24 protein-coding genes and 2 pseudogenes are annotated in these 24,575 nt (G+C 69.4%); 15 read left to right on the top strand and 11 right to left on the bottom strand.

All coding sequences use genetic code 11. The annotated features are described in order from the left end of the window. Positions 1–5 precede the first annotated feature (5 nt). Both IE317_RS20065 and IE317_RS20060 read right to left on the bottom strand, forming a co-directional pair. Positions 6–386, bottom strand: a complete 381-nt coding sequence (locus IE317_RS20065; RefSeq protein ID WP_191312251.1) for a DUF2203 domain-containing protein — start codon at positions 384–386, stop codon at positions 6–8. Positions 387–411: 25 nt separating this feature from the next. After that, positions 412–933, bottom strand: a complete 522-nt coding sequence (locus IE317_RS20060; protein WP_191312249.1) for a hypothetical protein — start codon at positions 931–933, stop codon at positions 412–414. Between the two features lie 256 nt (positions 934–1,189). On the opposite strand from IE317_RS20060, the gene IE317_RS20055 reads away from it, so the two are divergent. Further along, entirely contained in the window at positions 1,190–2,413 is a 1,224-nt protein-coding gene (locus IE317_RS20055) for an NADP-dependent isocitrate dehydrogenase (protein WP_191312247.1), read from the top strand. 183 nt (positions 2,414–2,596) lie between these two features. Then, the gene (locus IE317_RS20050; protein ID WP_191312245.1) at positions 2,597–2,893 is read left to right on the top strand and encodes an SH3 domain-containing protein; all 297 of its coding nucleotides are present in this window, start codon (positions 2,597–2,599) and stop codon (positions 2,891–2,893) included. Here IE317_RS20050 and IE317_RS20045 read toward each other — a convergent pair. From IE317_RS20045 to IE317_RS20035, 3 genes and pseudogenes are all read right to left on the bottom strand, one after another. Further along, on the bottom strand, positions 2,890–3,438 hold the full coding sequence (locus IE317_RS20045; RefSeq protein WP_191312243.1) for a permease: 549 nt from the start codon (positions 3,436–3,438) through the stop codon (positions 2,890–2,892). The two genes, IE317_RS20050 and IE317_RS20045, sit on opposite strands and share 4 nt — an antisense overlap. Before the next feature lie 79 nt (positions 3,439–3,517). After that, positions 3,518–4,093: a TetR/AcrR family transcriptional regulator gene (locus IE317_RS20040; protein ID WP_191312242.1), complete on the bottom strand. Its 576-nt coding sequence runs from the start codon at positions 4,091–4,093 to the stop codon at positions 3,518–3,520. A 553-nt stretch (positions 4,094–4,646) separates the two neighbouring features. Beyond that, positions 4,647–5,404 (bottom strand): annotated as a pseudogene (locus IE317_RS20035) (MBL fold metallo-hydrolase). Positions 5,405–5,488: 84 nt separating this feature from the next. On the opposite strand from IE317_RS20035, the gene IE317_RS20030 reads away from it, so the two are divergent. From IE317_RS20030 to IE317_RS20015, 4 genes are all read left to right on the top strand, one after another. Further along, complete coding sequence (locus IE317_RS20030) at positions 5,489–6,310, top strand: exodeoxyribonuclease III (RefSeq protein ID WP_191312240.1); 822 nt, start codon at positions 5,489–5,491, stop codon at positions 6,308–6,310. A 298-nt stretch (positions 6,311–6,608) separates the two neighbouring features. After that, positions 6,609–6,959 carry a hypothetical protein gene (locus IE317_RS20025; protein WP_191312238.1) on the top strand — a complete coding sequence of 117 codons (351 nt, stop codon included), beginning with the start codon at positions 6,609–6,611 and terminating at the stop codon, positions 6,957–6,959. A gap of 46 nt (positions 6,960–7,005) precedes the next feature. Further along, positions 7,006–8,040, top strand: coding sequence for a tryptophan--tRNA ligase (gene trpS / locus IE317_RS20020; protein ID WP_191312236.1), 1,035 nt, complete (start codon positions 7,006–7,008; stop codon positions 8,038–8,040). Beyond that, positions 8,037–8,537, top strand: coding sequence for an AAA family ATPase (locus tag IE317_RS20015; protein ID WP_191312234.1), 501 nt, complete (start codon positions 8,037–8,039; stop codon positions 8,535–8,537). Before trpS ends, IE317_RS20015 begins: the two co-directional genes overlap by 4 nt. 80 nt (positions 8,538–8,617) lie before the next feature. Here the strand turns inward: IE317_RS20015 and IE317_RS20010 are convergent, their stop codons facing one another. Further along, a complete protein-coding gene (locus IE317_RS20010) occupies positions 8,618–8,923 on the bottom strand; it encodes a helix-turn-helix domain-containing protein (protein ID WP_191312232.1) in 306 nt (101 codons plus the stop codon). Between the two features lie 514 nt (positions 8,924–9,437). Between IE317_RS20010 and yhjD the strand changes: the two genes are divergently transcribed. The 3 genes from yhjD to IE317_RS19995 are packed head-to-tail and all read left to right on the top strand — an operon-like array spanning position 9,438 to position 12,051. Next, the gene (gene yhjD / locus IE317_RS20005) at positions 9,438–10,448 is read left to right on the top strand and encodes an inner membrane protein YhjD (protein WP_191312230.1); all 1,011 of its coding nucleotides are present in this window, start codon (positions 9,438–9,440) and stop codon (positions 10,446–10,448) included. Positions 10,449–10,507: 59 nt separating this feature from the next. Continuing rightward, positions 10,508–11,617 carry an acyl-CoA dehydrogenase family protein gene (locus IE317_RS20000; protein WP_191312227.1) on the top strand — a complete coding sequence of 370 codons (1,110 nt, stop codon included), beginning with the start codon at positions 10,508–10,510 and terminating at the stop codon, positions 11,615–11,617. Next, complete coding sequence (locus tag IE317_RS19995) at positions 11,614–12,051, top strand: winged helix-turn-helix transcriptional regulator (protein WP_191312225.1); 438 nt, start codon at positions 11,614–11,616, stop codon at positions 12,049–12,051. Before IE317_RS20000 ends, IE317_RS19995 begins: the two co-directional genes overlap by 4 nt. Here IE317_RS19995 and IE317_RS19990 read toward each other — a convergent pair. Further along, positions 12,048–13,292 (bottom strand): D-alanyl-D-alanine carboxypeptidase family protein, encoded by a 1,245-nt coding sequence (locus tag IE317_RS19990; RefSeq protein ID WP_191312224.1) that lies wholly within the window; start codon positions 13,290–13,292, stop codon positions 12,048–12,050. The genes IE317_RS19995 and IE317_RS19990 overlap by 4 nt on opposite strands. A 43-nt stretch (positions 13,293–13,335) precedes the next feature. Between IE317_RS19990 and IE317_RS19985 the strand changes: the two genes are divergently transcribed. Together IE317_RS19985 and IE317_RS19980 are read left to right on the top strand one after the other, a co-directional pair. Next, entirely contained in the window at positions 13,336–13,575 is a 240-nt protein-coding gene (locus IE317_RS19985; protein WP_191312222.1) for an SCO4848 family membrane protein, read from the top strand. A 63-nt stretch (positions 13,576–13,638) separates the two neighbouring features. Then, on the top strand, positions 13,639–15,036 hold the full coding sequence (locus IE317_RS19980) for a S8 family peptidase (protein ID WP_191312221.1): 1,398 nt from the start codon (positions 13,639–13,641) through the stop codon (positions 15,034–15,036). Between the two features lie 380 nt (positions 15,037–15,416). On the opposite strand, the gene IE317_RS19975 is transcribed toward IE317_RS19980, so the two are convergent. The 4 genes from IE317_RS19975 to sdhC are packed head-to-tail and all read right to left on the bottom strand — an operon-like array spanning position 15,417 to position 18,823. Next, a complete protein-coding gene (locus tag IE317_RS19975; RefSeq protein ID WP_191312219.1) occupies positions 15,417–16,187 on the bottom strand; it encodes a succinate dehydrogenase iron-sulfur subunit in 771 nt (256 codons plus the stop codon). Beyond that, positions 16,187–17,941 (bottom strand): succinate dehydrogenase flavoprotein subunit, encoded by a 1,755-nt coding sequence (gene sdhA, locus IE317_RS19970; RefSeq protein ID WP_191312217.1) that lies wholly within the window; start codon positions 17,939–17,941, stop codon positions 16,187–16,189. The genes IE317_RS19975 and sdhA overlap by 1 nt, the downstream gene beginning before the upstream one ends. Before the next feature lie 20 nt (positions 17,942–17,961). Then, positions 17,962–18,378: a succinate dehydrogenase hydrophobic membrane anchor subunit gene (locus IE317_RS19965; RefSeq protein WP_191312215.1), complete on the bottom strand. Its 417-nt coding sequence runs from the start codon at positions 18,376–18,378 to the stop codon at positions 17,962–17,964. Between the two features lies 1 nt (position 18,379). Further along, entirely contained in the window at positions 18,380–18,823 is a 444-nt protein-coding gene (gene sdhC, locus IE317_RS19960) for a succinate dehydrogenase, cytochrome b556 subunit (RefSeq protein ID WP_191312212.1), read from the bottom strand. Between the two features lie 349 nt (positions 18,824–19,172). On the opposite strand from sdhC, the pseudogene IE317_RS19955 reads away from it, so the two are divergent. The 4 genes and pseudogenes from IE317_RS19955 to IE317_RS19940 form a co-directional block, all read left to right on the top strand. After that, positions 19,173–20,431, top strand: a pseudogene (locus tag IE317_RS19955) (glycoside hydrolase family 27 protein); the annotation flags it as partial. A gap of 238 nt (positions 20,432–20,669) precedes the next feature. Further along, positions 20,670–21,812, top strand: a complete 1,143-nt coding sequence (locus IE317_RS19950) for a BMP family lipoprotein (protein ID WP_191312211.1) — start codon at positions 20,670–20,672, stop codon at positions 21,810–21,812. Between the two features lie 77 nt (positions 21,813–21,889). Beyond that, positions 21,890–23,461 (top strand): ABC transporter ATP-binding protein, encoded by a 1,572-nt coding sequence (locus IE317_RS19945; protein WP_191312209.1) that lies wholly within the window; start codon positions 21,890–21,892, stop codon positions 23,459–23,461. Beyond that, positions 23,458–24,549, top strand: coding sequence for an ABC transporter permease (locus IE317_RS19940; RefSeq protein WP_191312207.1), 1,092 nt, complete (start codon positions 23,458–23,460; stop codon positions 24,547–24,549). Before IE317_RS19945 ends, IE317_RS19940 begins: the two co-directional genes overlap by 4 nt. Positions 24,550–24,575 lie beyond the last annotated feature (26 nt).

Below are 24,575 nucleotides of genomic sequence, written 5' to 3'. Positions count from 1 at the left end.
CCAACCTAGCCAGGGCCACCAGCGGTTTTCAGCGGACGGCGGCCGGCGAAACCGAGGTCGGTGCGGTGGTACCAGCTCAGCTCGCGGTCGCCTTCGAGCCAGCACAGGAGCACGTCGGTGCCGTCGAGCTCGGCGGGGAAGTCGACCAGCAGCGGCGCGAACCCCTTGAGCTGGGCGCCGGTGTGCTGCACCGTCGTCATCAGGTCGTCGAGGCGCGCCTGTGCGGCCTTCCACTCGGGCAGCCCGCCCAGCTCGGTGGCCCGGCCACCCGGCCGCAGCGACGCCGCGAGCTCGGCGGCGTCGGCGCGGACGCGCACGAGTTCGTCGAGGACCGGTCTCAGGCGCGCCAGTTCGTCGCGGGCCTCGGCCACGGTGAACAGTCCCATCCGCCGATGATGCCACCGGCGTGCGTCAGCCTTCGCGCCGCCGCCGGACCAGCGCGTTGGCCAGGCCGCTGCCGACCAGGAGGAAGCCCACGCCGAGCAGGCCGCCGATGAAGAGGAAGTCCATGACGCCGTACGCGATGTCGCTCTTCGGCATCAGGTTGACCAGCCGGAAGCCCCATTCGGGCACGGCCATCGCGGCGACGCCGGGCAGTACGCCGTAGATCAGGCCGCCGAGGATCGGGCCGACCGCCGACAGCGCGCCGAGCGCGGCGACGACCAGCAGCAGGATCGCCCCGCCGGCCAGCAGCGCGATGCCCAGCGGGTCGCGGTTGGTGCTCAGCGTGGCCTGGATCAGCTGCTGCTGGCGCAGGCCACCCCAGCTGAGCAGGCCGAGGGCGACCGGAGTGAGCACGAGGCCGCCGAGCGCGCTGACCACGTGCGCGGCGCCCCGGCGCGGCCGCTCGTCGAGCGCGTCGGTGGGGTCGTCCTGCTCCTCGTAGTCGTTCTCGTAGTCGACTTCGTAGTCGGCGTACCGATGGGTCGACATGGCCGTCACCTCCCACTTGGAGTCACGGGTGGCATCGTGCCCCGGTTCACCCCCCGAATGCGACGACCGCTCGGCGAACGGTCGAATCGGTGGTCCGGCGGCCGTCCTGCCCGGTGATCCGTGCCACAACGGCCGGGTGGAGACTTGATACCGGCCACTACTGGAACCATCCAGCTCGGTCAAGCAGTACGCTTGTACCGCTACCGGCGAGACTTAAAGAAGAACGCGAAGATCCGCGGAAGGAGCACCGCTGCTCATGGCCAAGATCAAGGTCCAGGGCACCGTCGTCGAACTCGACGGCGATGAGATGACCCGCATCATCTGGCAGTTCATCAAGGACAAGCTGATCCACCCGTACCTGGACGTGAACCTGGACTACTACGACCTGGGTATCGAGGAGCGGGACCGCACCGACGACCAGGTCACGGTCGACTCCGCGAACGCGATCAAGAAGCACGGCGTCGGCGTCAAGTGCGCCACGATCACCCCGGACGAGGCGCGCGTCGAAGAGTTCGGCCTCAAGAAGATGTGGCTGTCCCCGAACGGGACGATCCGCAACATCCTCGGCGGCGTGATCTTCCGCGAGCCGATCGTCATCCAGAACATCCCGCGGCTGGTGCCGACGTGGACGAAGCCGATCATCATCGGCCGCCACGCGCACGGCGACCAGTACAAGGCGACCAACTTCAAGGTCCCCGGCCCGGGCAAGCTGACCGTGACCTACACCCCGGACGACGGCTCCGAGCCGATGGAGTTCCAGGTCGCGCAGTTCCCCGAGGGCGGCGGCGTCGCGATGGGGATGTACAACTTCAAGAAGTCGATCGAGGACTTCGCGCGCGCGTCCCTGCAGTACGGCCTGGACCGCGGCCTGCCGGTCTACCTCTCCACCAAGAACACCATCCTCAAGGCCTACGACGGCCAGTTCAAGGACGTGTTCGAGGAGATCTTCCAGAACGAGTTCAAGGCCGACTTCGACGCCAAGGGCATCTCCTACGAGCACCGCCTGATCGACGACATGGTCGCCGCGGCGATGAAGTGGGAGGGCGGCTACGTCTGGGCGTGCAAGAACTACGACGGTGACGTCCAGTCCGACACGGTCGCGCAGGGCTTCGGCTCGCTGGGCCTGATGACGTCGGTGCTGCGCACGCCGGACGGCCGGACCGTCGAGGCCGAGGCCGCGCACGGCACGGTCACCCGGCACTACCGCCAGCACCAGCAGGGCAAGCCGACGTCGACCAACCCGATCGCGTCGATCTACGCCTGGACCCGCGGCCTCGAGCACCGCGGCAAGCTGGACGGCAACCAGGAGCTGATCGGCTTCGCGAACAAGCTGGAGCAGGTCGTCGTCGAGACCGTTGAGAGCGGCCAGATGACGAAGGACCTCGCGTTGCTCATCAGCAAGGACCAGCCGTGGCAGACGACCGAGGAGTTCCTCGCGACGCTGGACGACAACCTGGCGAAGAAGATCGCCCAGGGCTGAGTTCGTTGCTTGGAGAGCCCCCTTCCCGGTTCGCCGGGGAGGGGGCTCTCGCTTTGATCACGCGTTGTCACCTCGCGCGTGTTCCGCTGGCGCCTCCGGGTGGTTGCGACGTCCGGCGCTGCCGTCCGGGTAAAGGATTGCCTACCCTTGGCGGGGGACGGGGCACGCGGGTTGGAGGAAGGCATGTCGAAGAAGACTCTGCTCATCTTGGGCGCGCTCGTCCTGGTCGTCATCGTGTACGCCATGAACACGGGCAAGCAGGCGTCGGGGGCTTCGGCGACCGGCTGCAAGGTCACCGTGACCGCGGACGTCCTGAACGCCCGCGAGGCCGCCGACGGCAACGCGAAGATCGTCGGCAAGTACCTGCGCGACGCCCAGTTCGATGCCATGCCGGGCGTGCAGAACGGCTTCCGCAAGGTGGCCGACGCCAAGTGGGTGGCCGCCGAGTTCACCCAGCCCGTCGCCGGCTCCGCCTGTTAGACACCCAGTAGATCGGCCGCGAGCGTCACGACGCCGAAGGCCGCGGCCGAGAGGCCCAGCGTCCGGGCGCGTTTCGGATCCCGTTTCGCGGCGGCGCGCCAGTAGAGGCCGATGCCGATCGCCAGCATGAGCAGTTCGACGACGGCCGAGACGGCGGGCAGCCGCCAGAGCCCGAAGCCGAAGACGGGCAGGTCGCCGGCGTTGCCGGGCAGGATCGGCAGGTCGGCGCGGTGCACGACGAGGTCGAGCAGCCAGTGCGAGAACACGACGCCGCCGAGGACGAGCCCGGCTTCGCGCCCGAGCCATTTGCTCGCGACCGCCCCGAAGAGCGCGGCGAGCACGAGCGCGCCGACGAGGGAGTGGGTGTAGTCGGCGTGGATGACGCCGCCGCCGTAGCCCGCGCCGTCGACCGTTTCGACGCCGCTCAGGTAGAGCGGGACGAAGACGACGTCGAGCCAGGCGGTGGCGAGCATGAGCGTCCAGACGGGAATCGCGGGGCGGCCCGCCTTGACGGCGGCGGCCAGCCCGAAGTGCCCGGCGATCATCTGCGGGCCTCCGTCCAGGGGAAGCGGGCGTCGAGCACACCGAGCCCGACGGTGAAGAGCAGGACGGCGAGGATGAAGCTCATGGTTTCTCCGCGTAGTTCGTGAGGCCTTGGACGAGCATTTTCTTGAGCACTTCGAAGCTCTCGCCGACGTCTTCGGGCCGTCCGAAGCCGCCGGAGGCCTCGAGCCCGGCAAACCCGTGGACGGCGGCGCGGAGGCACCGCGTGGCGTGGACGGACTGGGCGTGGTCGAAGCCGAACGGCCGCAGAACGGCGAAGACGACTTCGGCAACGGCGTGGGTCGCGGCGCTGAGTTCGGCATCCCCCCGATCGGGGGCGGCGGTCAGGGCGTGGGTCCGGTGCGGGTGGGCTTGCAGGTAGTGGCGGTAGGCATCGGCGACCGCGGCGACGGCATCCCCGCCTTCGCGCCCGGTGGCGGCGGCGCGGAGGGTTTCGGCCATTTCCTTGACGACGCGGAGGTCGATCAGCCGCCGGAGGTCGGCGAGGTTCTTGACGTGCTTGTAGAGCGAGGGCGCGGCAACGCCGGCGCGGTCGGCGATCTTGGCGAGGCTGAGCTCCTTGGGGCCTAGCTCATCGACGACCGCGACGGCGAGATCGACCACGGCGTCCGTGGTCAGGCCGGCTCTAGGCGACATGGTGGCTACTTGGCATAGCTTTAAAGCTAATGATCGTAGCTTCGAGGGTCAAGGGCCGGTTTTTGTCGGTGGTGGGTGCTAGAACTGATCATCGGGAAAACCGCAGGTGGCGGCATGGGCCGTCGGGGAAGGAGAAAGCGTCCGGGGGCGGGCGACAACTGAATCGCGGCACGAGCCGGTGTGTCCGCGGGGTCTCCAGGGGGAGTCTCGCGGGCTTGGACGGTGTCGGAGCGGCGTGCAGGTGCGGCGGTGGGGTTCGAGGCCCTGGGGACCGCGCTCGGACGGGGGTCGGGGCGCGAGGGGTGCTCGGTGCTGCGCCTGGTCGCTGGCGGGCGGCAGCTCGACCGGTGTGGGGCCTGCTACGGCAGCCGGGTGCCGTAGCGAGGTAGCCGCGTTTCCGAGAGGCGCGAGGGGTGCTGGGCGTGCGGCCCATCGCTGCCCGAGCGGCAGCTCGACCAGCGTGGGATCTGCTGCGGCGGCCGGAGGCGTGGCGAGGTAGCCGCGTTCCGAAGCCGGTGGGGTGCGTTGGCGGCCCGCTGGGGGTCGGCGGGCGTCAGAGCGCGATCGCGAGGTCCTCCTCCGCGACCAGCACCTCGCCACCGAACTCGGCGCGGGCCTCCTCGGCGGCCGCCCCGCGGTCGGTGCCGGGCCAGAAGTGGGTGAGCAGGAGCCGGCGAGCTCCGGCACGCTCCGCCCAGTGGCCCGCCTCCGCGGCCGTCATCAGGTAGCGGGGCTCTCCCTCCGGCGGCGGGTGCGGAGGGTGGCGTCGCAGATGAACAGGTCGGCGTCGCGGCCCAGCTCGGCCAGCGCGGGCGACGGTCCCGTGTCGCCGGTGTACGCCACCGTCAGCCCGGGCGCCGTGAGGCGCACACCGAAGTTCGGCTGGTGGTGCGGCAGCGGGTACGGCGTCAACCGGAACGGCCCGATTTCGGCCGGCTCGCCGAGGTCCCGCACGTCGAACAGCGTCTCCGGGTGCGGCCGGGGCTCCATCGCCTCGAGCCGCCGGACGGTGCCGGGCGTGCAGTGCAGTGGCAGCCGTGCCGAGGGCGCGCCGGTCTGGACCGTGTAGTGCCACGCCCGCCCCAACGCGCTCACGTCGGCGCAGTGGTCGGGGTGCTCGTGCGTCACGACGACGGCGTCGGGCAGCCCGTCGGGGCAGTGCGCGAACAGGCGCGGCGCAGCGCCGTACCCGAGGTCGAGAACCACGCGGAAGCCGTTGTGCGCCAACAGAAACCCGGCGCAGGACCGGCCGGGTTCCGGCCACGCACCACAACTGCCCAGCACGACCAACCGGCTCCCGGGTTCGCCCATGCGCGGCAGTCTGGCACAGCGACCCCGGCCCTTCGCACCCGTTTTCCTCGCGCCGCGACCGGCCCTGATACCCCGGCCGGTAGCGTGCACCGCGTGCTGACCGTCTCCACCGTGAACGTCAACGGCCTCCGCGCCGCCGCCAAAAAGGGCTTCGTCGAGTGGCTCGCCGCCACCAAGGCCGATGTCGTCGCCTGCCAGGAGGTCCGGGCCGAAGCCAGTCAGCTGCCCGCTTCCGTCGTCGAACCCGATGGGTGGTTCTCGGTGCACGCGCCGTCGGTTGTCAAGGGGCGCAACGGCGTTGCCGTCTACAGCCGCGTCGAGCCCGATGAGGTTCGCGTCGGCTTCGGTGAACCGGAATTCGAAGACAGCGGGCGGTACCTCGAAGTCCACCTGCCGAACGTCGTCGTCGCCAGTCTCTACCTGCCCAGCGGGGACGTCGGCACCGAACGGCAGGACGAAAAGGAACGCTTCATGGCCGCGTTCCTGCCCTACCTCGTCGAGCTGCGTGCGAAGGCCGCCGCGGACGGGCGCGAGGCCGTGGTCGTCGGGGACTGGAACATCGCCTACGACACCGTCGACCTCAAGAACTGGCGCGGCAACCGCAAGAACTCCGGCTTCCTGCCCGAAGAACGCGCCTGGCTCGGCCGCGTCTACACCGAGGCCGGCTTCACCGACGTCCAGCGACGGCTCGACCCCGAAGGCCCCGGCCCGTACACCTGGTGGTCCTACCGCGGCCAGGCCTTCGACAACGACTCCGGCTGGCGCATCGACTGCCAGCTCGCGACGCCCGGGCTCGCCGAGAAGGTCGTCGACGTCGTGGTCGAGCGGGCGGCCGCCTACGACCAGCGGTGGTCCGACCACGCGCCGGTCACCGCGACCTACGACATCGACTTCCCCGGTCGGTAAGACCACGATCGGGTGACCGAACGAATCGGATCGAACGGGTGACACCTGATCGTGCACTTTCCGGCCACGCTCTACCTCAGGGAGTAACCGATTCCCCCGACCGGGTGGCGAAAGTGAACCCTGGGGGCGCCCGCAGCGTATTACGGATTGAGCGCTACCCTCGAAATCCGAGTTGATCAGAACCGGCAGGTCTTGACACGCTCGGTAGTTTTCTGACCAGTAGCACGCAACGTCTCACTCGGATGGGTGAGCGTTACTCGCGGGAGGCACTCCGGTGCGCAACCCAGGTCGAACCCTGTTGCGGTCCACCCTGCGCGGATTCCGCGTGGCCGTGGTGCTCGCGCTCGTCCCGGCCGGCCTGCTCGCGGCCGGCGGCAGCGCGTTCGCCGCCGTCACGACGACAGCGCAGGCCGACACCAACGTGGAGGCCTTCGGCGTGCTCGGCCCCGTCGGGCTGGTCGCGGTCGCGCTCGGCATCGTCGGCATGACGCTGGGTGTGCTGCGGCAGCGGCGCAAGACCCGCCTGGCCGAGGCCGCCCCCGCCGTGCCGGAGGTCCCCGACCCGGTCACGGCGATGGCCGAAGCCGTCCTCGGTGAGCCCGACGCGACGCCGACCCGCCCGTTCCTCACCCAGCGCCCGAACGCCTGAGGGCCCTCGGCGCCCGCCGGTCGCCCCGGCCTGGAAGAATCCTGACGTGTCCGAAGAGCAGACCGTCGCAGCAGAGCGCCGCCCGCGGGTCCTGTCCGGGATCCAGCCCACCGCCGACTCCTTCCACCTCGGCAACTACCTCGGCGCGCTGCGCCAGTGGGTGAAGTTGCAGGACACGCACGAAACCTTCTACAGCGTGGTCGACCTGCACGCGATCACCGTCGAGCAGGACCCGAAGGTGCTGCGGCAGCGCACCCGCGTTTCGGCCGCCCAGCTGCTCGCCATCGGCATCGACCCGCAGCGCAGCGCCCTGTTCGTGCAGAGCCACGTGCCGGAGCACGCCCAGCTGAGCTGGGTCCTCGAATGCCAGACCGGCTTCGGCGAGGCCGGCCGGATGACGCAGTTCAAGGACAAGTCCGCGAAGCAGGGTTCCGACCGCTCCAGCGTCGGCCTGTTCACCTACCCGATCCTGCAGGCGGCGGACATCCTGCTGTACCGGGCGGACGCCGTCCCGGTCGGTGAGGACCAGCGCCAGCACCTGGAGCTGACGCGCGACCTCGCGCAGCGCTTCAACAACCGGCTGGGCAAGACGTTCGTGGTGCCGGAGCCGTACATCATCAAGGACACGGCGAAGATCTACGACCTGCAGGAACCGACGGCCAAGATGAGCAAGTCGGCGTCGAACGTCAACGGGATCATCGAGCTGCTCGAGGACCCGAAGCGCTCGGCGAAGAAGATCCGCTCGGCGGTCACCGACACGGGCCGCGAGGTCAGGTTCGACACCGAGAACAAGGCAGGCGTGTCGAACCTCCTGACGATTTACTCGGCGCTGACCGACCGCACGATCCCGGACCTCGAAGCGGCGTACGAGGGCAAGGGCTACGGCGACCTGAAGAAGGACCTCGGCGAGGTCTTCGTCGAGTGGGTCACGCCCATCCAGGAGCGCGCGAAGTCCTATTTGGACGATGTGGCGGAGCTGGACAAGGTCCTCGCCGCCGGTGCCGAACGCGCACGCGAGGTCGCGTCGAAGACGCTGGCCAAGACGTACCAGCGGATCGGGTTCCTGCCGCCGGTGCGGTGAAGCTGATCCTGCTCAACGGCCCGCCGGGCAGCGGCAAGTCGACGCTCGCCCGGCGCTACGCCGACCACCACCCGCCGACGTTGGCCTTGGACGTCGACCAAGTCCGCGCCATGCTCGGCGGCTGGCGATCAGCGCCGGGTGAAGCCGGTCTGCTGGCCCGGGAGATCGCCTTGGCGGCGGCCCGCACCCACCTCCGCGCGGGCCACGACGTGGTGGTGCCGCAGCTGCTGGCCCGCCCGGGCTTCGCCGAGCGGCTCGAATCGCTGGCCGGCGAGACGGGCGCGAGCTTCCACGAGATTGTGCTCCTGCCGGGGCTCGAGGAGACGCTTCGGCGCTTCGCCGCTCGTGGTTCTTCGGAGGTCGAGGTCGCGGCTCCGCTGACCGAGGCGGAGCTGAGCCAGGCTTACGAAGCGGTCGCCGCGTTCGCCGCGAGCCGGAGGGCGCGAGTGCTCACCGCGGCGGACGCCTACCCAGCGTTGCTGGCTGCCGTCACCTGAGCTGTTCCCGGCGGGGCCGGCCGCCCGGACCGGGGCCTGGACGTAGAGGGCTTGGTAGATGGTCATGCCACTCCGGCCGGTCAGGGTGGTCGCGGCGAAGCCAGCGGGTGATCTGCTGCGGGCTCCACCGCACGTCCAACCCCATCCTCAACGATGGCCCGTAACCGGCGGATCGCGGCCAGCTTGCCGATCTTGGGCCGGGCTCGCCGGCCGGTGGCCAGCTCATGCGCCGCATGCGGCTGGTAGCTGCCATCGGACTGCTGGTTGCGGACCAGTTCCCGGCTGATCGTCGACACCGGCCGGCCCAGCTCGACCGCGACCATCCGCAGCGGCATCCCCGGCTGACGGACCCCGTCGGCGATCCGGATCCGCTCCGCCGAACTCAAACCGCGAGGACGCCTCCGCCGGCGCCACCGGCACCGCCGTTGCCGCAGCCTGGGCCGTCTCGGCTCGCCAGCGTTTCGCGGTCCGATAGTTGATCCCGACCTGCCGCGCCGCTTCCCTGCGCCTACACCAGCTTCCACCAGGCCAAAGCAGGCCGCCCGCTCAGCAATCAACGGTATGACAGGCCGACCAGGACCGCGGGAAACACAGCATGGAGCACGATCCCGATCCCGCCCGGACACGAGGCATTTCCTGAACCCTCAGGTGTTGCAACCACCCCTGGAAACCGCCTTCCCTGGGGGCGTCCCCAAGTCAGGCTATCGGCGCCTACCGACAAAGCGGGCTCTCACGGACCGAACGAGCCACCTGTCCACAGCCGGCCGGCTTTGTGGACAAGACCCCGAGGAGGCGCGCACTCGCCTCGGTGCGCGGCAAACGTGGTGGTGCGCGCGCGGCGCCTCCCTCACCTGAGCCGCTCGCGTTGCGGGGTGCACGCACCGTGGTTAGCGTTTCACGGTGGCGAACGAAGAGAAGGAAAAGCTGCTTCCGCGGCTGCGGCGGAAGTACCCGTGGCTCGATCACCTCATCCGGGCCAACGACGCCTTCACCGAGCGGTACGGCAACCACTACGCCGCCGCCATCACCTACTTCAGCGTTCTCTCCGTCTTCCCGCTGTTCATGGTCGCCTTCGCCGTGGTCGGGTTGGTCGTCAACCACGACCAGACGATCATCACCAAGATCACCGACGGCATCAACAACTCCGTTCCCGAAGGTCTCAAGGACCTCGTCAACGGCATCGTCAAGGGCGCGCTCGACTCCGGCGGTGGGATCGGGATCTTCGGCCTGCTCATTGCCCTCTACTCCGGCATCGGCTGGATGTCGAACCTGCGGGACGCCCTCACCGCGCAGTGGGGCCAGGAAAAACAACCGCAGCCGATCGTCAAGCAGACGCTCAAGGACCTCGTCGCGCTGATCGGGCTCGGGGTTGCCCTCGTCGTCTCCTTCGCGCTGACCGCGGTCGGCGGCGGGGTCGGGCAGTTCCTGCTCGAACTCGTCGGGCTCGAACACGCCACCTGGGCGATCGTCCTGCTCCGCGGGGCCACCATCGTGCTCGGCCTGGCCGCCAACACCCTCGTCTTCGTCTGGGTGATCGCCCGCCTGCCGCGGGAGCAGGTCGCCCTTCGCAGTGCCGTCAAGGGCGCCGTGGTCGCCGCCGTCGGGTTCGTCATCCTGCAGCAGGTCGGCTCGATCTACCTGGCCAGCGTCACGAAGTCGCCGTCGGCCGCGCTGTTCGGGCCGGTCATCGGGTTGCTCGTGTTCGCGAACCTCGTCTCGCGCTTCCTCCTGCTCATCACGGCGTGGACCGCGACCGCCAAGGAGAACGAGCGCAAGGTCATCGCGCCGCCACCGCCGGTCCTGCTCGAGCAGAACGTCACGGTGCAGCGCGGGCCGGGTCTCGGCGCCGTGGCCGGGGCCTTCAGCGCGGGTGCGCTGCTCGCGTGGCTGGGCGGCCGTCGGAAGTCTTGACACCGATCCTGCCAGTAAAGAAACTGAACCGGTAAGAAAACTGAACCGGAGGAGTTTCTGTGCTGCTGGACGCCGCCCGCGAGTGCGCCGACCTCGCCAGGACCCTCGCGACCGTCACCGAGCGGCAGCGCGCGCTCCCGCCGGAGCTGGTCGCGAAGCTGACCGACGCCCAGCTGTTCCGCACCGGCGTCCCCGGTCACCTCGGCGGCCCCGAAGCACCGCCCGCCGTCAGCCTCGAAACCGCCGAGACGGTCGCGCGCGGGGACGCCTCCGCCGGGTGGTGCGTTTCGATCGCCGTCACGAGCAGTCTGCTCTCGGCCTACGCCCCGCGGAAGTGCGCCGAGGAGGTCTTCGGCGACCCGCGCACGGTCGCCGCCGGGGTCTGGGCGCCGCGCGGCACCGGCCGGAAGGTCGACGGCGGGTACGTCGTGACCGGCCGGTGGGCGTTCTGCAGCGGCATTCCGCACGCCGGCTGGCTCTTCGCCGGGTTCGTGCACGAGAAAGCGCTCTACGTCGCCGCGTTGCCGAAGGCCGACCTCGAAGTGCTCGACACCTGGCACACCACCGGCCTGCGCGGCACCGGCAGCCACGACTGCGTTGCCGATGACCTCTTCGTCCCGGACCACCGGGTGTTCTCCGTGATGGCCGGCCCGCCGCCGGAAGCCGTGGCGCTGCATCGGTTTCCGCTCTTCGGCTTCTTCGCGCTGTCGGTCGCGGCCGCCGCGCTGGGCAACGCGCGCGGCGCGATCGACGACCTCGTCGAGCTCGCCTCGACGCGCAAGCCGCTCGGCTCCAGCCGGTCGCTGGCCGAACGGCCGGCGACCCAGGCCGCCGTCGCGGAGGCCGAAGCGGACCTGCGGGCGGCGCGGCTGCTGTTCTACCGCAGCATCGACGACGCCTGGCAGGCCGCGCAGGGCCCCGAACCGGTACCGGACGCGCTCAAGCTGGGCCTCCGCCTGGCCGCCACGCACGTGACGCGCACCGCCGCGAAGGTCGCCGGAAGCATGTACGACCTCGGCGGCGGCGCGGCGATCTACGAGACTTCGCCGCTGCAGCGCCGGTTCCGCGATGCGCACACCGCGACCGCCCACTTCCAGGTCAACCCGGCCAGCTACGAACTGTCCGGCAAGCTCCTGCTGGGCGTCCCGGCGCGGACGGACCAGCTGTGACCGGCCTCGAGCACCGGTTCAGTGCGGACTCGGTCGGCCGCGCGCTCGACCTGGTCGGCGAGCGGTGGAGCCTGCTCATTCTGCGCGAAACCTTCTTCGGTGTGCGCCGCTACGGCGAGTTCGCGCGCAACCTGGCCATCCCGCGCCCGACGTTGTCCGCCCGGCTGAAGACCCTCGTCGACGCCGGGGTGCTCGAACGCGTCGACCCGGTGCCCGAGTACGTGCTGACCGCCGCCGGGCGGGACCTCTTCGGTGCCGTCGTCACGCTCATGCAGTGGGGCGACAAGCACCTCGCCGGACCGGAAGGACCGCCCATCCTCCTGCGGCACCACGACTGCGGCAAGGTCGGCGGGACGTACGTCGCTTGTGGACACTGCGGGGGCGCGATCACCACCGATCGGGTGACCCCCGAACCGGGACCCGGCTTCCGCTAGCCCGCGGCCTTCTTGCGCTGGTGCCCGACCACGAACCCGCCGACGATGATCAGGAACACCACCAGGGTGATGATCCAGCCGGTGACGCCGAACGGGTCTTCCTTCGCCGCCGGCGCGGCCGCGGACGTGCCGCCGTGGCCGGTGCCGCCGTCGGCGAGCACGGACGGGTCATCGCTGGTCGCCGTCGTCGGGGCCGGCGGCTGGTAGCTGATCTGGCCGACCGGCACGGCGCGGTCGTCCTCCAGCGCGAAGCCGTAGTCGAGCAGCTTCGCCGCCTGGTCGACCACCTTGGTCGGCTTCTGCTCGGCACGCAGCATGACGACCGCGAGGCGCTTGCCCTTGCGCTGCGCCGCGCCGACGTAGGTGTGGCGCGCGTCGTCGGTGAAGCCGGTCTTGCCGCCGAGGAAGCCGGGGTAGACGCCGAGCAGCTTGTTGTCGTTGTAGATCGGGATGGCCGGCTTGCCGCCGGCCGGCGGGAACTCGAAGTTCTTCGTCGCGACGACCTTCGCGAACTCCGGCTGCTTCATCGCGTAGTTGAAGATCAGGCTGAGGTCGTAGGCCGAGGTCGACATGCCCGGCCCGTCCAGGCCCGAGGGGGTCGCCGCGCGCGTGTCGAGCGCGCCGATCTTCGCGGCCAGCGCGTTCATCTTCGCCACCGCGGAGTCGACCCCGCCGAGCGCCGTGGCGAACGTGTGCGCGACGTCGTTGCCCGAGTGCATCAGCAGGCCGTGCAGCAGCTGGTCGACGGTGTACTGGCCGCCGGCGACGAGGCCGACGCAGGTGCACTCCTGCTCGGCGTCCTCCTTCGTCGCGACGATCGGCTGCTGCGGGTTCAGCTGGGTGACCACGACCAGCGCGAGCAGCGTCTTGATCAGCGACGCGGGCCGCTGCCGGGCGTGCGGGTCCTTGGCCGCGATGACCGCGCCGGTGTCGAGGTCCTGCACCAGCCACGACGCCGCGGTGTTGCCGTCCGGCGGGTTGAGCGCGCCGTCCGGGGTGATCAGGCCGCACTCGGCCATCCGGGCGCCGCCGACCGGGACCGGGGGCACGGGCAGCGGCGCCGGGACCTGCTTGCCCGGCGCGGGCTTCTCCGACGTGTCGACCGGCGGCGGGGGAGCCTGGCGGTTCGCGCACTGGCCCTGCTGCGCCGCGGCCGCCAGCGCCGGCGTGCTCAGGGCCAGGAGGGCGGCGGCGAGCGTCGTCGTGAAGACCTTGAGCGACCGGGAGACAACGGAGTGCACCCACGCAATCTAGCGCCGCGACCGCCGCCGCATACTCTGGGGCATGCGCATTTCACGCGGCACCTCGCTGTTCCTGCTGGCCTTCGGTGTGTGGTCGTGGATCATCTGGATCACCTTCGCCAAGAACCTGTGGGACAGCGACCGGGCCTGGACCCCCGACGGCGCGCCGACCGCCTACTTCGTGGTGCACGCCGTGCTGACCGTCGTGTCGTTCGTGCTCGGCACGGTCATCGGCGTACTCGGCTGGCGCGGGGTGCGGGCCACTTCGCGCGTTTCCTCCTGACTTTGGTCGGTGGCGCGGCCTCCGGAGCCGGTTTAGGTTGGCGCCACAGACTCTGGAGGTGGAATGTCCCGTTTACGTCGAATGGCGGCCCCGCTCGTGCTGGCCGTCGGAGGCGGCCTGTTCGCGGCGGCCCCGGCCGCGGAGGCCGCGCCGGCCGCCTGCGACACGACGAGCACGCCGTACACCTACGTCGTGACGTACCAGCCGGGCACTCGCGCGTCGGCCGTTGACAAGGAGCTGGCGGCCAAGTGCGGCACGAAGGTCGCGTACTACGCCCCGATCGGCGTCGCCATCGCCAGCTCGCGCAATGCGGACTTCCAGGAGAAGATCGGCGTCTACCGGGCCTATTCGGGCGCCAAGGACGTGGCTTCCCAGGGCGCCGCGGCCTCGGCCCGGTCGCTCGGTGCGGTGCGGACGCTGGAGGACACGCGGTCGGTCGCCGCCGCCGATGACCTGTCCGCGCAGCAGTGGGACATGAAGGCGATCCACGCGCCGGAAGCGAACAAGATCTACCAGGGCAGCCGCGCGGTGACGGTCGGCGTGCTCGACTCGGGCATCGAGGCGACGCACCCAGCGCTTCGCAACGCCATCGACGCTCGCTCGTCGGCGGGCTGTGTCACCGGGGCCCCGGATCTGACGCCGGCCTCGTGGCAGCCGACGACGTCGGACCACGGAACGCACGTGGCGGGCACGATCGCGGGCAAGGACCCGGCGGCGGGCTTCACGGGTGTCGCGCCGGGCGTGCGCCTGGCCTCGGTGAAGGTGGTCAACGACGCCGGCTACATCTTCCCGGAGTCGGCGGTCTGCGGCTTCGTCTGGGCGGCCGAGCACGGCTTCGCGGTGACGAACAACAGCTACTACATCGACCCGGGCATGTTCTACTGCCCGAAGCAGCCGGGCGACGCGGCGGCGTTCGAAGCGGTCCGCCGCGCGGTCCAGTACTCGACGCACCGAGGCGTGCTCAACGTGGCGGCGGCGGGCAACTCCGGCTTCGACACGACGGCCCAGACCACCGACCCCAACCGCCCCCACCCGGTCGATTCGTCGTGCGGCATCCTCCCGAAGGCGATCGACGGGGTTGTGAAGGTCTCGTCGGTGGGTTACCAGGGCACGAAGTCCTCGTTCAGCAACTACGGCGAGATCGACGTGACGGCCCCGGGAGGCGACTTCGGCCAGACGCCCCCAGCCGGTGAAGGCCCATCGTGCCCGCTGTCATCGGTGGTAGGCGGCGGTTACGGCTCGAAGTGCGGAACATCGATGGCTTCCCCGCACGCGGCGGGCGTCGCGGCCCTGATCGCCTCCCGCTTCCGCGGAATCCCGCCCCAGCTGCTGGCCCGAGTTCTGGAGGGCGAAGCGGACGCGGTGAAGTGCGCGGCAACCGAAACGGAGTGCACCGGCCCGGCAAAGAACAATTCGTACTACGGCCACGGCCTGGTAGACGCCCTGGACGCAGTGCGCTGACAACAACAAAGGAGCAGGGTGGTCATCCCGTCGCCTGAGGCCGTCAAATCACTTTGAGCCGGGCCCGCAACCCACAGGCCAACGCGGGAGAACAGCGCAAGCTTGCGGGCCCGGCTCAAAGTGATAGGCCTCGGTCAGGCGACGGGATGACCACCCAGCGGCCCACCTCGAAAACGCGAGAGAACAGCGGCGAGGAGGGGTCATCCCAGAGCCTGCCCGTCCGGCGAGGACAGGTCTTTTTCTTTTCTGCCGCGGCAGAGTGATTTCTGCCGCGGCAGAGGCGTTGGTGTCTGCCGCGGCAGAGCGCCGCCGGTCGCGTACTCGCACCGCACAAAAAAGGGCCCTCCGGCGACCTGCGCCGGAGGGCCCTTTCCTCGAACTCAAACGCGCTTGAACAGCAGGGCGCGCTTCACTTCCTGGATCGCCTTGGTCACCTGGATCCCTCGAGGGCAGGCGTCCGTGCAGTTGAACGTCGTGCGGCAGCGCCAGACACCCTCGGCGTCGTTGAGGATGTCCAGGCGTTCCTCCGAGCCCTCGTCGCGGGAATCGAAGATGAACCGGTGGGCGTTGACGATCGCCGCCGGGCCGAAGTACGAGCCGTCGTTCCAGTACACCGGGCACGACGACGTGCAGCAGGCGCACAGGATGCACTTCGTCGTGTCGTCGAAACGGTCCCGGTCGGCCTGGGACTGGATGCGCTCGCGGGTCGGCTCGTTGCCGTACGTGATCAGGTACGGCTTGATCGCGCGGTATGCCTCGAAGAACGGGTCCATGTCGACGTAGAGGTCCTTCAACGTCGTCAGGCCCTTGATCGGGGCGATCGTGATCGTGGTCTTCTTGCCGTCCTTCTCGAGCAGGTCCTTCATCAGGACCTTGCACGCCAGGCGGTTGATGCCGTTGATCTGCATCGCGTCGGACCCGCAGACGCCGTGGGCGCAGGAGCGGCGGAACGAGAACGTCCCGTCGATGTAGTCCTTGACGTAGAACAGCAGGTTCAGCAGCCGGTCGGTGCGCTGGGCCGGGACGTCGTAGGACTCCCAGTGCGGCTCCGAGTCGACCTCCGGGTTGAACCGGAGGATCTTCAGCGTGACCGTGATCGGGGTGTGCTCGTCCGAGGCGGCGGTGGCCGAGTCGGCAGTAGCCGTAGTCATCAGTACTTCCGCTCCATCGGTTCGTAGCGGGTGAAGGTCACGGGCTTGTAGTCGAGCCGGATGTCCGAGGACAGCTCCGTGCCCTGCTTGTAGGCCATGGTGTGGCGCATGAAGTTCGTGTCGTCGCGGTTCGGGTAGTCCTCGCGGGCGTGGCCGCCGCGGGACTCCTTGCGGGCCAGCGCGCCCACGACCAGGACCTCGGCCAGCTCCAGCAGGAAGCCCAGCTCGACGGCTTCGAGCAGGTCGGTGTTGTACCGCTTGCCCTTGTCCGCCACGGTGATCCGCTGGTACCGCTCCTTGAGCGCCTGGACGTCGGTCAGCGCCTGCTTCAGCGTGTCCTCGGTGCGGTACACCGACGCGTGCGAGTCCATCGTCTGCTGCATTTCCTTGCGGATGTCGGCGACGCGCTCGTCGCCGTGCTCCGACAGCAGACCCGCCAGCTGCTCTTCCACCAGCTTGGTCGGGTTCTCCGGCAGCTCGACGTGCTCGTGCGACAGCGCGTACTCCGCGGCCGCGATGCCGGCGCGGCGGCCGAACACGTTGATGTCGAGCAGCGAGTTCGTGCCCAGCCGGTTCGAGCCGTGCACCGACACGCACGCGACCTCGCCCGCGGCGTACAGACCCGGGATGACGTTCTCGTTGTCCCGCAGCGCTTCGCCGTGGACGTTGGTCGGGATGCCGCCCATCACGTAGTGGCAGGTCGGGAAGACCGGCACCGGCTCCTTGACCGGGTCGACGCCCAGGTAGGTCCGGGAGAACTCCATGATGTCCGGGAGCTTCGCGTTCAGCGTCTCCTCGGGGATGTGCGTGACGTCGAGGACGACGTAGTCCTTGTTCGGGCCGCAACCCCGGCCCTGCAGCACTTCCTGCACCATCGAGCGCGCCACGATGTCGCGCGGCGCGAGGTCCTTGATGGTGGGGGCGTAGCGCTCCATGAACCGCTCGCCGGAGGCGTTGCGCAGGATCCCGCCCTCGCCGCGGACGGCTTCGGAGATGAGGATGCCCAGGCCCGCGAGGCCGGTCGGGTGGAACTGGAAGAACTCCATGTCCTCCAGCGGCAGGCCCTTGCGGAAGATGATGCCGAGGCCGTCACCGGTGAGGGTGTGCGCGTTCGACGTCGTCTTGAAGATCTTGCCCGCGCCGCCGGTGGCGAAAACGATCGACTTCGCCTGGAAGACGTGCAGCTCGCCGGTGGCCAGCTCGTAGGCGACGACGCCGGAGGCGACCGGGTTGCCGTTCTCGTCCGGGGTGGTGACCAGGTCGAGCACGTAGAACTCGTTGAAGAACTCCGTGCCGTACTTGACGCAGTTCTGGTACAGCGTCTGCAGGATCATGTGGCCGGTGCGGTCCGCGGCGTAGCAGGCGCGGCGGACCGCGGCCTTGCCGTGGTCACGCGTGTGCCCGCCGAAGCGGCGCTGGTCGATCTTGCCTTCGGGCGTGCGGTTGAACGGCAGGCCCATCTTCTCGAGGTCGAGGACGGCGTCGATGGCCTCCTTCGCCATGATCTCGGCGGCGTCCTGGTCGACCAGGTAGTCGCCGCCCTTGATCGTGTCGAAGGTGTGCCATTCCCAGTTGTCCTCTTCGACGTTCGCCAGGGCAGCGCACATGCCGCCCTGGGCCGCGCCGGTGTGGGACCGGGTCGGGTAGAGCTTGGTGAGGACCGCGGTGCGGGCGCGCTGACCGGACTCGATGGCCGCGCGCATGCCGGCGCCGCCGGCGCCGACGATCACCACGTCGTACTTGTGGAACTGCATGGTGGGAGGTCTCCGGGGCTTCAGTTCGCGGGCATGTTCGGGTCGAAGGTGAAGATCACCATCGTGCCGACGGCCAGGATCAGCACCATCGAGACGTAGAGCACGATCTTCAGCCAGAACCGCGTGCTGTCCTTGCGGGCGTAGTCGTCGATGATGACGCGCAGGCCGTTGCCGCCGTGGATCTCGGCGAGCCACAGCATCAGCAGGTCCCAGAACTGCCAGAACGGCGAGGCCCAGCGGCCGGCGACGAAGCCCCAGTTGATCCGGTGCACGCCGCCGTCGAGGATGTTCATGATCAGCAGGTGGCCGAGCACCAGGATGATCAGCGCCATCCCGGAGATCCGCATGAACAGCCAGCTGTAGAGCTCGAAGTTGCTCCGGCGGGCGGCCGGGCGCTTCGGCGAGCGCGGCTTGTCGAGGGTGAGCGACTCGGCCATGTCAGTTACCCCTGAAGAGCATTTCGGCGGTGCGCTTCAGCATGAAGAACGCACCCGGAACCATCACCACGACCCAGACCACGCCGATCACCCAGAGCATCGTCTTCTGGAACTTCGGGCCCTTCGACCAGAAGTCGACCAGCATGACGCGGATGCCGTTCAGCGCGTGGAACAGCACCGCCCCGACCAGCCCGACCTCCAGGAGGTTGACGATCGGCGTCTTGTAGGTCTCGATGACCTGGTCGTAGGTGTTCGGCGACACGCGCACCAGCGCGGTGTCGAGCACGTGCACGAACAGGAAGAAGAATGTGAGCACGCCGGTGATGCGGTGCAGCACCCAGGACCACATGCCGGGGTCGCCCCGGTAGAAGGTCCCCTGCCGGCGTGAGGCACCCGCCCGATCGCTCGCCGCCGCCTCTGGGGCGGTGCTCGCCGTGGTGGACATCGGTGAACGGCCTCCAACGTCTGACTGTGCGCCCGGTGGCCGTGAGGTCCGCTGCCGCCGCGGGAACGGCGGCTGTGCCGAAGTCAACGTCATCGAGCCTGGATGAATCGGATGCTAGACCCGCACCCGGAACGCGGCTCACCTCCGGGTTCCTCTCTGTGATGGACCAGACACCGGCACTCCCGCACCGCCACCCGGCGGTGTGGTGCAGCGCACTCGGCGGCGGGGTACTCGATGCCGTCCCAGTAAGCGGAGATCTGACCTCTAGGAGAGCCCGTGACCAACCGAGGCCGCATCGACGGCATCGCTCGGACAAACGTCGGATCTCTCACGATGGGGTGACATTCTGATGCGACGACTCGGCCTCGTGATCGCCGTCGCGGCTCTGCTGCCCGTGGTGTCGGTCACGCCCGCGCACGCACTTCCCGGCGGACTGGCGCTGAAGCCACCGATGGGCTTCAACAACTGGAACACCACCGGCTGCGCCGTCGACGAGCGGCTCATCCGCGACACCGCCGACATCTTCGTCGACAAAGGACTCAAGGCCGCCGGGTACGAGTACGTCAACGTCGACGACTGCTGGGCCGAGCCCGAGCGCGACGCCGGCGGGCGCCTGCAGGCGAACAAGGCCCGGTTCCCCGGCGGCATCAAGGCGCTCGCCGACTACGTCCACTCGAAAGGGCTGAAGTTCGGCATCTACACCAGCGCGGGGACGCTGACCTGCGCGAAGACCATGCCCGGCGCGCTCGACCACGAAGACGTCGACGCGCAGACGTTCGCGGACTGGGGCGTCGACTACCTCAAGTACGACAACTGCGACAACCAAGGCCGGCCGGCGCTGGAGCGCTACACGAAGATGCGCGACGCACTGAAGAAGACGCGTCGCCCGATCGTGTACTCGATCTGCGAGTGGGGCGAGAACCAGCCGTGGACGTGGGGTGCCGACGTCGGGCACCTGTGGCGGACCACCGGCGACATCAGGGACGACTGGGCCAGCATGCTCCAGATCCTCAAGGCGAACGCGCCGCTGGCGCCGTACGCCGGGCCGGGGCACTGGAACGATCCCGACATGCTCGAGGTGGGCAACGGCGGGATGACCGCCGAGGAGTACCGCTCGCACTTCTCGCTGTGGGCGATGATGGCCGCGCCGCTGCTCATCGGCGCCGACCTGCGCAAGGTGTCGGCCGAGAACTTCGACGTCCTGCGCAACCGAGAGGTCATCGCGCTCGACCAGGACCGCCGCGGCGTCCAGGCGCGGGTGCTGTCCAACCAGGACGGACACTGGGTGTTCGCCAAGCCCTTAAACGGCGGTGACGTGGCGATCGCGCTGTTCAACGAGACGACGTCCGCTGCCGCGATCGGCACCACCGCGGCCGCCGCCGGACTGCCGAGCTCCGGGAGCTACACCGTCCGCGACGTCTGGGCGCACCGCGACCTCCGGACGGCGGACCGGATCTCCGCGGACGTCCCGCCGCACGCGACGGTCGTCTACCGGGTCCACGCGAGCGGCTCCTGGTAGCGCCACGAGCCGTCATCTCAGAGAGTGATCGACGTGGTCCATTCCTTGGTCCGCCTGGCACACTGAGTTACGCGAAACGGCCTTTCGAGTGGTCGTGAGCGCCGCTGAAGCAGCGAAAGCTGCGTTGGGTCGCCATGATGATCACGTTCGGTGTTCAGTTCGTCGCGCGCGCGGCTCGTGAGTAAACGTTTGTGTTACGTAGCGTGCCTTTCCTATGGCGCCTTCCGGTCCGGCGGGTACGGTCTGGCGGTCGACCCGGCAGTAGGGCCGGGCCGTGCCCTTGACCATCCGCTGGATCAGCGGGGAGGGAGACACACGTTGCGTCGCATGCGTGGAACCGCGCTGGCCGCCGCGGCCATGGCCGGGGTGCTCACCCTGGCCGGGTGCGCCAAGGATTCCGGCGGTGGTAACAGCTCGAACAACACCGCGGCCTCGACGGGCGGTTCCGACTGCGTCACCGCGCAGAAGCCGCCGGCCGCGCCCGCCGCCGCGAGCAGCTCGACCGCCGCCGGGGCGAAGGTCGACGGCAGCCAGCTGAAGATCGGCCTGGCCTTCGACGTCGGCGGCCGGGGTGACGCGTCGTTCAACGACGCCGCCGCCGCGGGCACCGACAAGGCGAAGAGCGAGCTCGGCGTCACGACGGTCAACGAGAGCACCGCCAGTGCCAGCGAGGCCGAGTCGGCCAAGCAGCAGCGCCTCGACCAGATGGCTTCGCAGGGCCTGAACCCGATCGTCGCGGTCGGCTTCGCCTACGCGGACTCGGTCAAGGCCGTCGCCGCCAAGTACCCGAACACGAAGTTCGCGATCGTCGACGACGACTCGATCCAGCTGCCGAACGTGACGCCGCTGGTCTTCGCCGAGGAGCAGGGCTCGTTCCTGGCCGGCGTCGCCGCCGCGTACAAGAGCAAGAACTGCCACGTCGGCTTCGTCGGCGGTGTCAACACCCCGCTGATCCAGAAGTTCGAGGCCGGCTTCCTGCAGGGCGCGAAGACGGTTTCGTCCAAGATCAAGATCGAGGACGAGTACCTGACCCCGGCCGGTGACTTCTCCGGGTTCCAGGACCCGCCGAAGGGCAACGCGAAGGCCGCGGCCGAGATCGCCAAGGGCGCGGACGTGATCTACCACGCCGCCGGCGCCTCCGGTAAGGGTGTCTTCGACGCCGCCAAGGCGGGCAACGCGCTGGCCATCGGCGTCGACTCCGACCAGTACAACCAGAAGACCGTCGAGGCCGACAAGGACGTCATCATCACGTCCATGCTCAAGCGGGTCGACGTCGCGGTGTTCGACTACATCCAGGCCGTCGCCAAGGGTGACCTGACGACCCTGCCGAAGCGGTTCGACCTCAAGGTCGACGGCGTCGGCTACGCCACCTCCGGCGGCAAGGTCGACGACATCAAGGACGTCCTGGACGGCTACAAGGCCCAGATCATCTCGGGCGCGATCACCGTTTCGGACAAGCCGCAGAAGTAGCTCAACGCGTGCCGGGGCTCGGAGGGATTTCCCTCCGGGCCCCTCACGCGTTCCAGAGATATGGAATCCTCCCGCCCATGAGCACTGCCGAGGCCCCGGCCGAGGCCGTCCCCGACCGGGGCGTCCCCGCCGTCCAGCTGACCGGGATCACCAAACGGTTCCCGGGTGTGGTGGCCAACTCCGACGTCAACCTCACCGTCGCCGCCGGCGAGGTGCACGCCATCTGTGGCGAGAACGGCGCCGGCAAGTCCACCCTGATGAAGATCCTCTACGGCATGCAGCCGCCGGACGAGGGCACGATCGCGATCAACGGCGAAGAGGTGAAGCTGCGCAACCCGCAGGACGCCATCCGCGCCGGCATCGGCATGGTGCACCAGCACTTCATGCTCGCCGACAACCTCACGGTCGGCGAGAACGTGTTCCTCGGCGCCGAGGCCCTGCACGGCATCGGCCGGGCCGCCCGCGCGCGGCTGGCCGAGCTCGCCGAGCGGACCGGCCTGCACGCCGAGCCGGAGACGCTGCTGGAGGAGCTCGGCGTCGCCGACCGCCAGCGCGTCGAGATCGTCAAGGTGCTCTACCGCGGGGCGAAGATCATCATCCTGGACGAGCCGACCGCGGTCCTCGTGCCGCAGGAGGTCGACGCGCTCTTCGAGACCGTCCGGGAGATGAAGGCCGGCGGCTACACGTTCCTCTTCATCTCGCACAAGCTCGACGAGGTGCGCGCGATCGCCGACACCGTCACGGTGATCCGGCGCGGCACCACCGTCGGCACCGCCGACCCGAAGACCATCACCTCCCGCCAGCTCGCGGAGATGATGGTCGGCTCCGAGCTGCCCAGCCCGGAGACCCGCGAGTCCACCGTCACCGACCGCGCCGTGCTGCGCCTGTCCGGGCTGACGCTGGGCGCCGAGGGCTCGGACCGCAACGCGCTCGACGACGTCTCCTTCACCGTGCACGCGGGCGAGGTGCTCGGCGTCGCCGGTGTCGAGGGCAACGGCCAGACCGAGCTCGTCGAGACCATCATGGGCATGCGGAAGCCGACCGGGGGCACGATCGAGCTGGTCGACGCCGACGGCAAGGCCCGCGACCTCACCAAGGCGGGCACGCTGGCCCGGCGCGAGGCCGGCATCGGCTACATCGCCGAAGACCGCACGCGGCACAGCCTGCTGCTCACACAACCGTTGTGGGTCAACCGGATGCTCGGGTACCAGACCCGCGAACCGGTCTCCAAAGGACAGTTGCTCGACATCGCGGGCGCCCGCGCGGACACCGAGCGGATCGTCCGCGACTACGACGTCCGCACCCCGGGCATCGACGTTCCGGCCGCGGCGCTATCGGGCGGAAATCAGCAGAAGCTGATCGTCGGGCGCGAGCTCTCGGGCAACCCGGTGCTGCTCATCGCGTCGCACCCCACGCGCGGCGTCGACGTCGGCGCCCAGGCGCTGATCTGGGAGAACATCCGCCAGGCCCGGGCCGACGGCCTGGCCGTGCTGCTCATCTCCGCCGACCTCGACGAGCTGATCGGCCTGTCCGACACGATCCGCGTCATGCTGCGCGGGCGGCTCGTCAGCGAGGCCGACCCCGCCACCGTGACCCCGCAGGAACTGGGCTCCGCGATGACCGGCGCGGGAGAGGGTGACGAAGAATGACCTCCTGGCGCACGAAACTGCTGCCGCCGCTGCTGGCGATCGTCTTCGCCGTGCTGCTGTCGGCGATCGCACTGATCATCTCCGGGGCCGACCCGCTGCAGGCGTACGGCACGATGATCGGCCAGATGTTCAAGGGCTCGACCGCGGTCGACACCGTGAACCTCGCGACCGTGTACTACCTGTCCGGGCTCGCGGTCGCCATCGGCTTCCAGATGAACCTGTTCAACATCGGGGTCGAGGGCCAGTACCGCTTCGCCGCCGTCGTCGCCGCCATCGCGGGCGGCGCGATGAAGCTGCCGCCGGTCATCCACGTCGTCGCGATCCTGCTGGTCGCGATCGTGGCAGGCATGGCCTACGCGGCGATCCCGGCGATCCTCAAGGTGACCCGCGGGGTCAGCGAGGTCATCTCGACGATCATGCTCAACGCGATCGTCGCCGGGATCATCGCGTTCCTCATCAACGCCGACCAGTTCGGCGTGCAGCGGGGCAACAACATCGGCACCCGCGTGATCGAGCCGTCCGGCCGGATCCCCGGTATCCCGCTCGGCTCGGGCACGCTCTTCGGGTTCGTCTTCATCGCCGCGATCGTCGGCGGGGCCTACTGGTTCATGCTCAACCGCACGCGGTTCGGCTTCGAGCTCAAGGCGTCCGGCGAGTCCACCACCGCGGCCGCCGCGGGCGGCGTCAACGCCAAGAAGATGACGCTGATCGCGATGCTGCTCTCCGGTGGCGTCGCCGGCCTGGTCGCGATGCCGGAACTGCTCGGCCGCGACTACAGCTACGGCATCACCGCGACGCAGATGTACGGCTTCACCGGCATCGCGGTCGCGCTGCTGGGCCGCAACCACCCCGGCGGCATCGCGCTCGGCGCGCTGCTGTGGGCGTTCCTCGACACCTCCGCGGTGTCGCTGGAGCAGATCAACGTGTCCAAGGAGATCGCGACGATCATGCAGGGCATCATCGTGCTGTCGGTCGTCGTGGCGTACGAGATCGTGCGCCGGGCCGACCTCGCGGCCGAACAACGGAGGGTGGGCCGCGCGCTCGCCGGCCGCAAGGGTTCCTCGGTCGCCGAAGGGGGTGCGGTGTGATCACCGACGTCGCTCCCGAATCCGGC

The organism is Amycolatopsis bullii, from assembly GCF_014654205.1.
GTDB lineage: Bacteria > Actinomycetota > Actinomycetes > Mycobacteriales > Pseudonocardiaceae > Amycolatopsis > Amycolatopsis plumensis.
Note: the sequence above shows the minus strand (reverse complement) of the source record. Positions and strands in the feature narration are given on the sequence as shown.

Bases quoted from the DNA above. Each gene is read 5' to 3' on its own strand.
- IE317_RS20065 (WP_191312251.1), bottom strand. From the start codon at position 386: ATGGGACTGTTCACCGTGGCCGAGGCCCGCGACGAACTGGCGCGCCTG.
- IE317_RS20060 (WP_191312249.1), bottom strand. From the start codon at position 933: ATGTCGACCCATCGGTACGCCGACTACGAAGTCGACTACGAGAACGAC.
- IE317_RS20055 (WP_191312247.1), top strand. From the start codon at position 1,190: ATGGCCAAGATCAAGGTCCAGGGCACCGTCGTCGAACTCGACGGCGAT.
- IE317_RS20050 (WP_191312245.1), top strand. From the start codon at position 2,597: ATGTCGAAGAAGACTCTGCTCATCTTGGGCGCGCTCGTCCTGGTCGTC.
- IE317_RS20045 (WP_191312243.1), bottom strand. From the start codon at position 3,438: ATGATCGCCGGGCACTTCGGGCTGGCCGCCGCCGTCAAGGCGGGCCGC.
- IE317_RS20040 (WP_191312242.1), bottom strand. From the start codon at position 4,093: ATGTCGCCTAGAGCCGGCCTGACCACGGACGCCGTGGTCGATCTCGCC.
- IE317_RS19985 (WP_191312222.1), top strand. From the start codon at position 13,336: ATGCGCATTTCACGCGGCACCTCGCTGTTCCTGCTGGCCTTCGGTGTG.
- IE317_RS19980 (WP_191312221.1), top strand. From the start codon at position 13,639: ATGTCCCGTTTACGTCGAATGGCGGCCCCGCTCGTGCTGGCCGTCGGA.
- IE317_RS19975 (WP_191312219.1), bottom strand. From the start codon at position 16,187: ATGACTACGGCTACTGCCGACTCGGCCACCGCCGCCTCGGACGAGCAC.
- sdhA (WP_191312217.1), bottom strand. From the start codon at position 17,941: ATGCAGTTCCACAAGTACGACGTGGTGATCGTCGGCGCCGGCGGCGCC.
- IE317_RS19965 (WP_191312215.1), bottom strand. From the start codon at position 18,378: ATGGCCGAGTCGCTCACCCTCGACAAGCCGCGCTCGCCGAAGCGCCCG.
- sdhC (WP_191312212.1), bottom strand. From the start codon at position 18,823: ATGTCCACCACGGCGAGCACCGCCCCAGAGGCGGCGGCGAGCGATCGG.
- IE317_RS19950 (WP_191312211.1), top strand. From the start codon at position 20,670: ATGCGTGGAACCGCGCTGGCCGCCGCGGCCATGGCCGGGGTGCTCACC.
- IE317_RS19945 (WP_191312209.1), top strand. From the start codon at position 21,890: ATGAGCACTGCCGAGGCCCCGGCCGAGGCCGTCCCCGACCGGGGCGTC.
- IE317_RS19940 (WP_191312207.1), top strand. From the start codon at position 23,458: ATGACCTCCTGGCGCACGAAACTGCTGCCGCCGCTGCTGGCGATCGTC.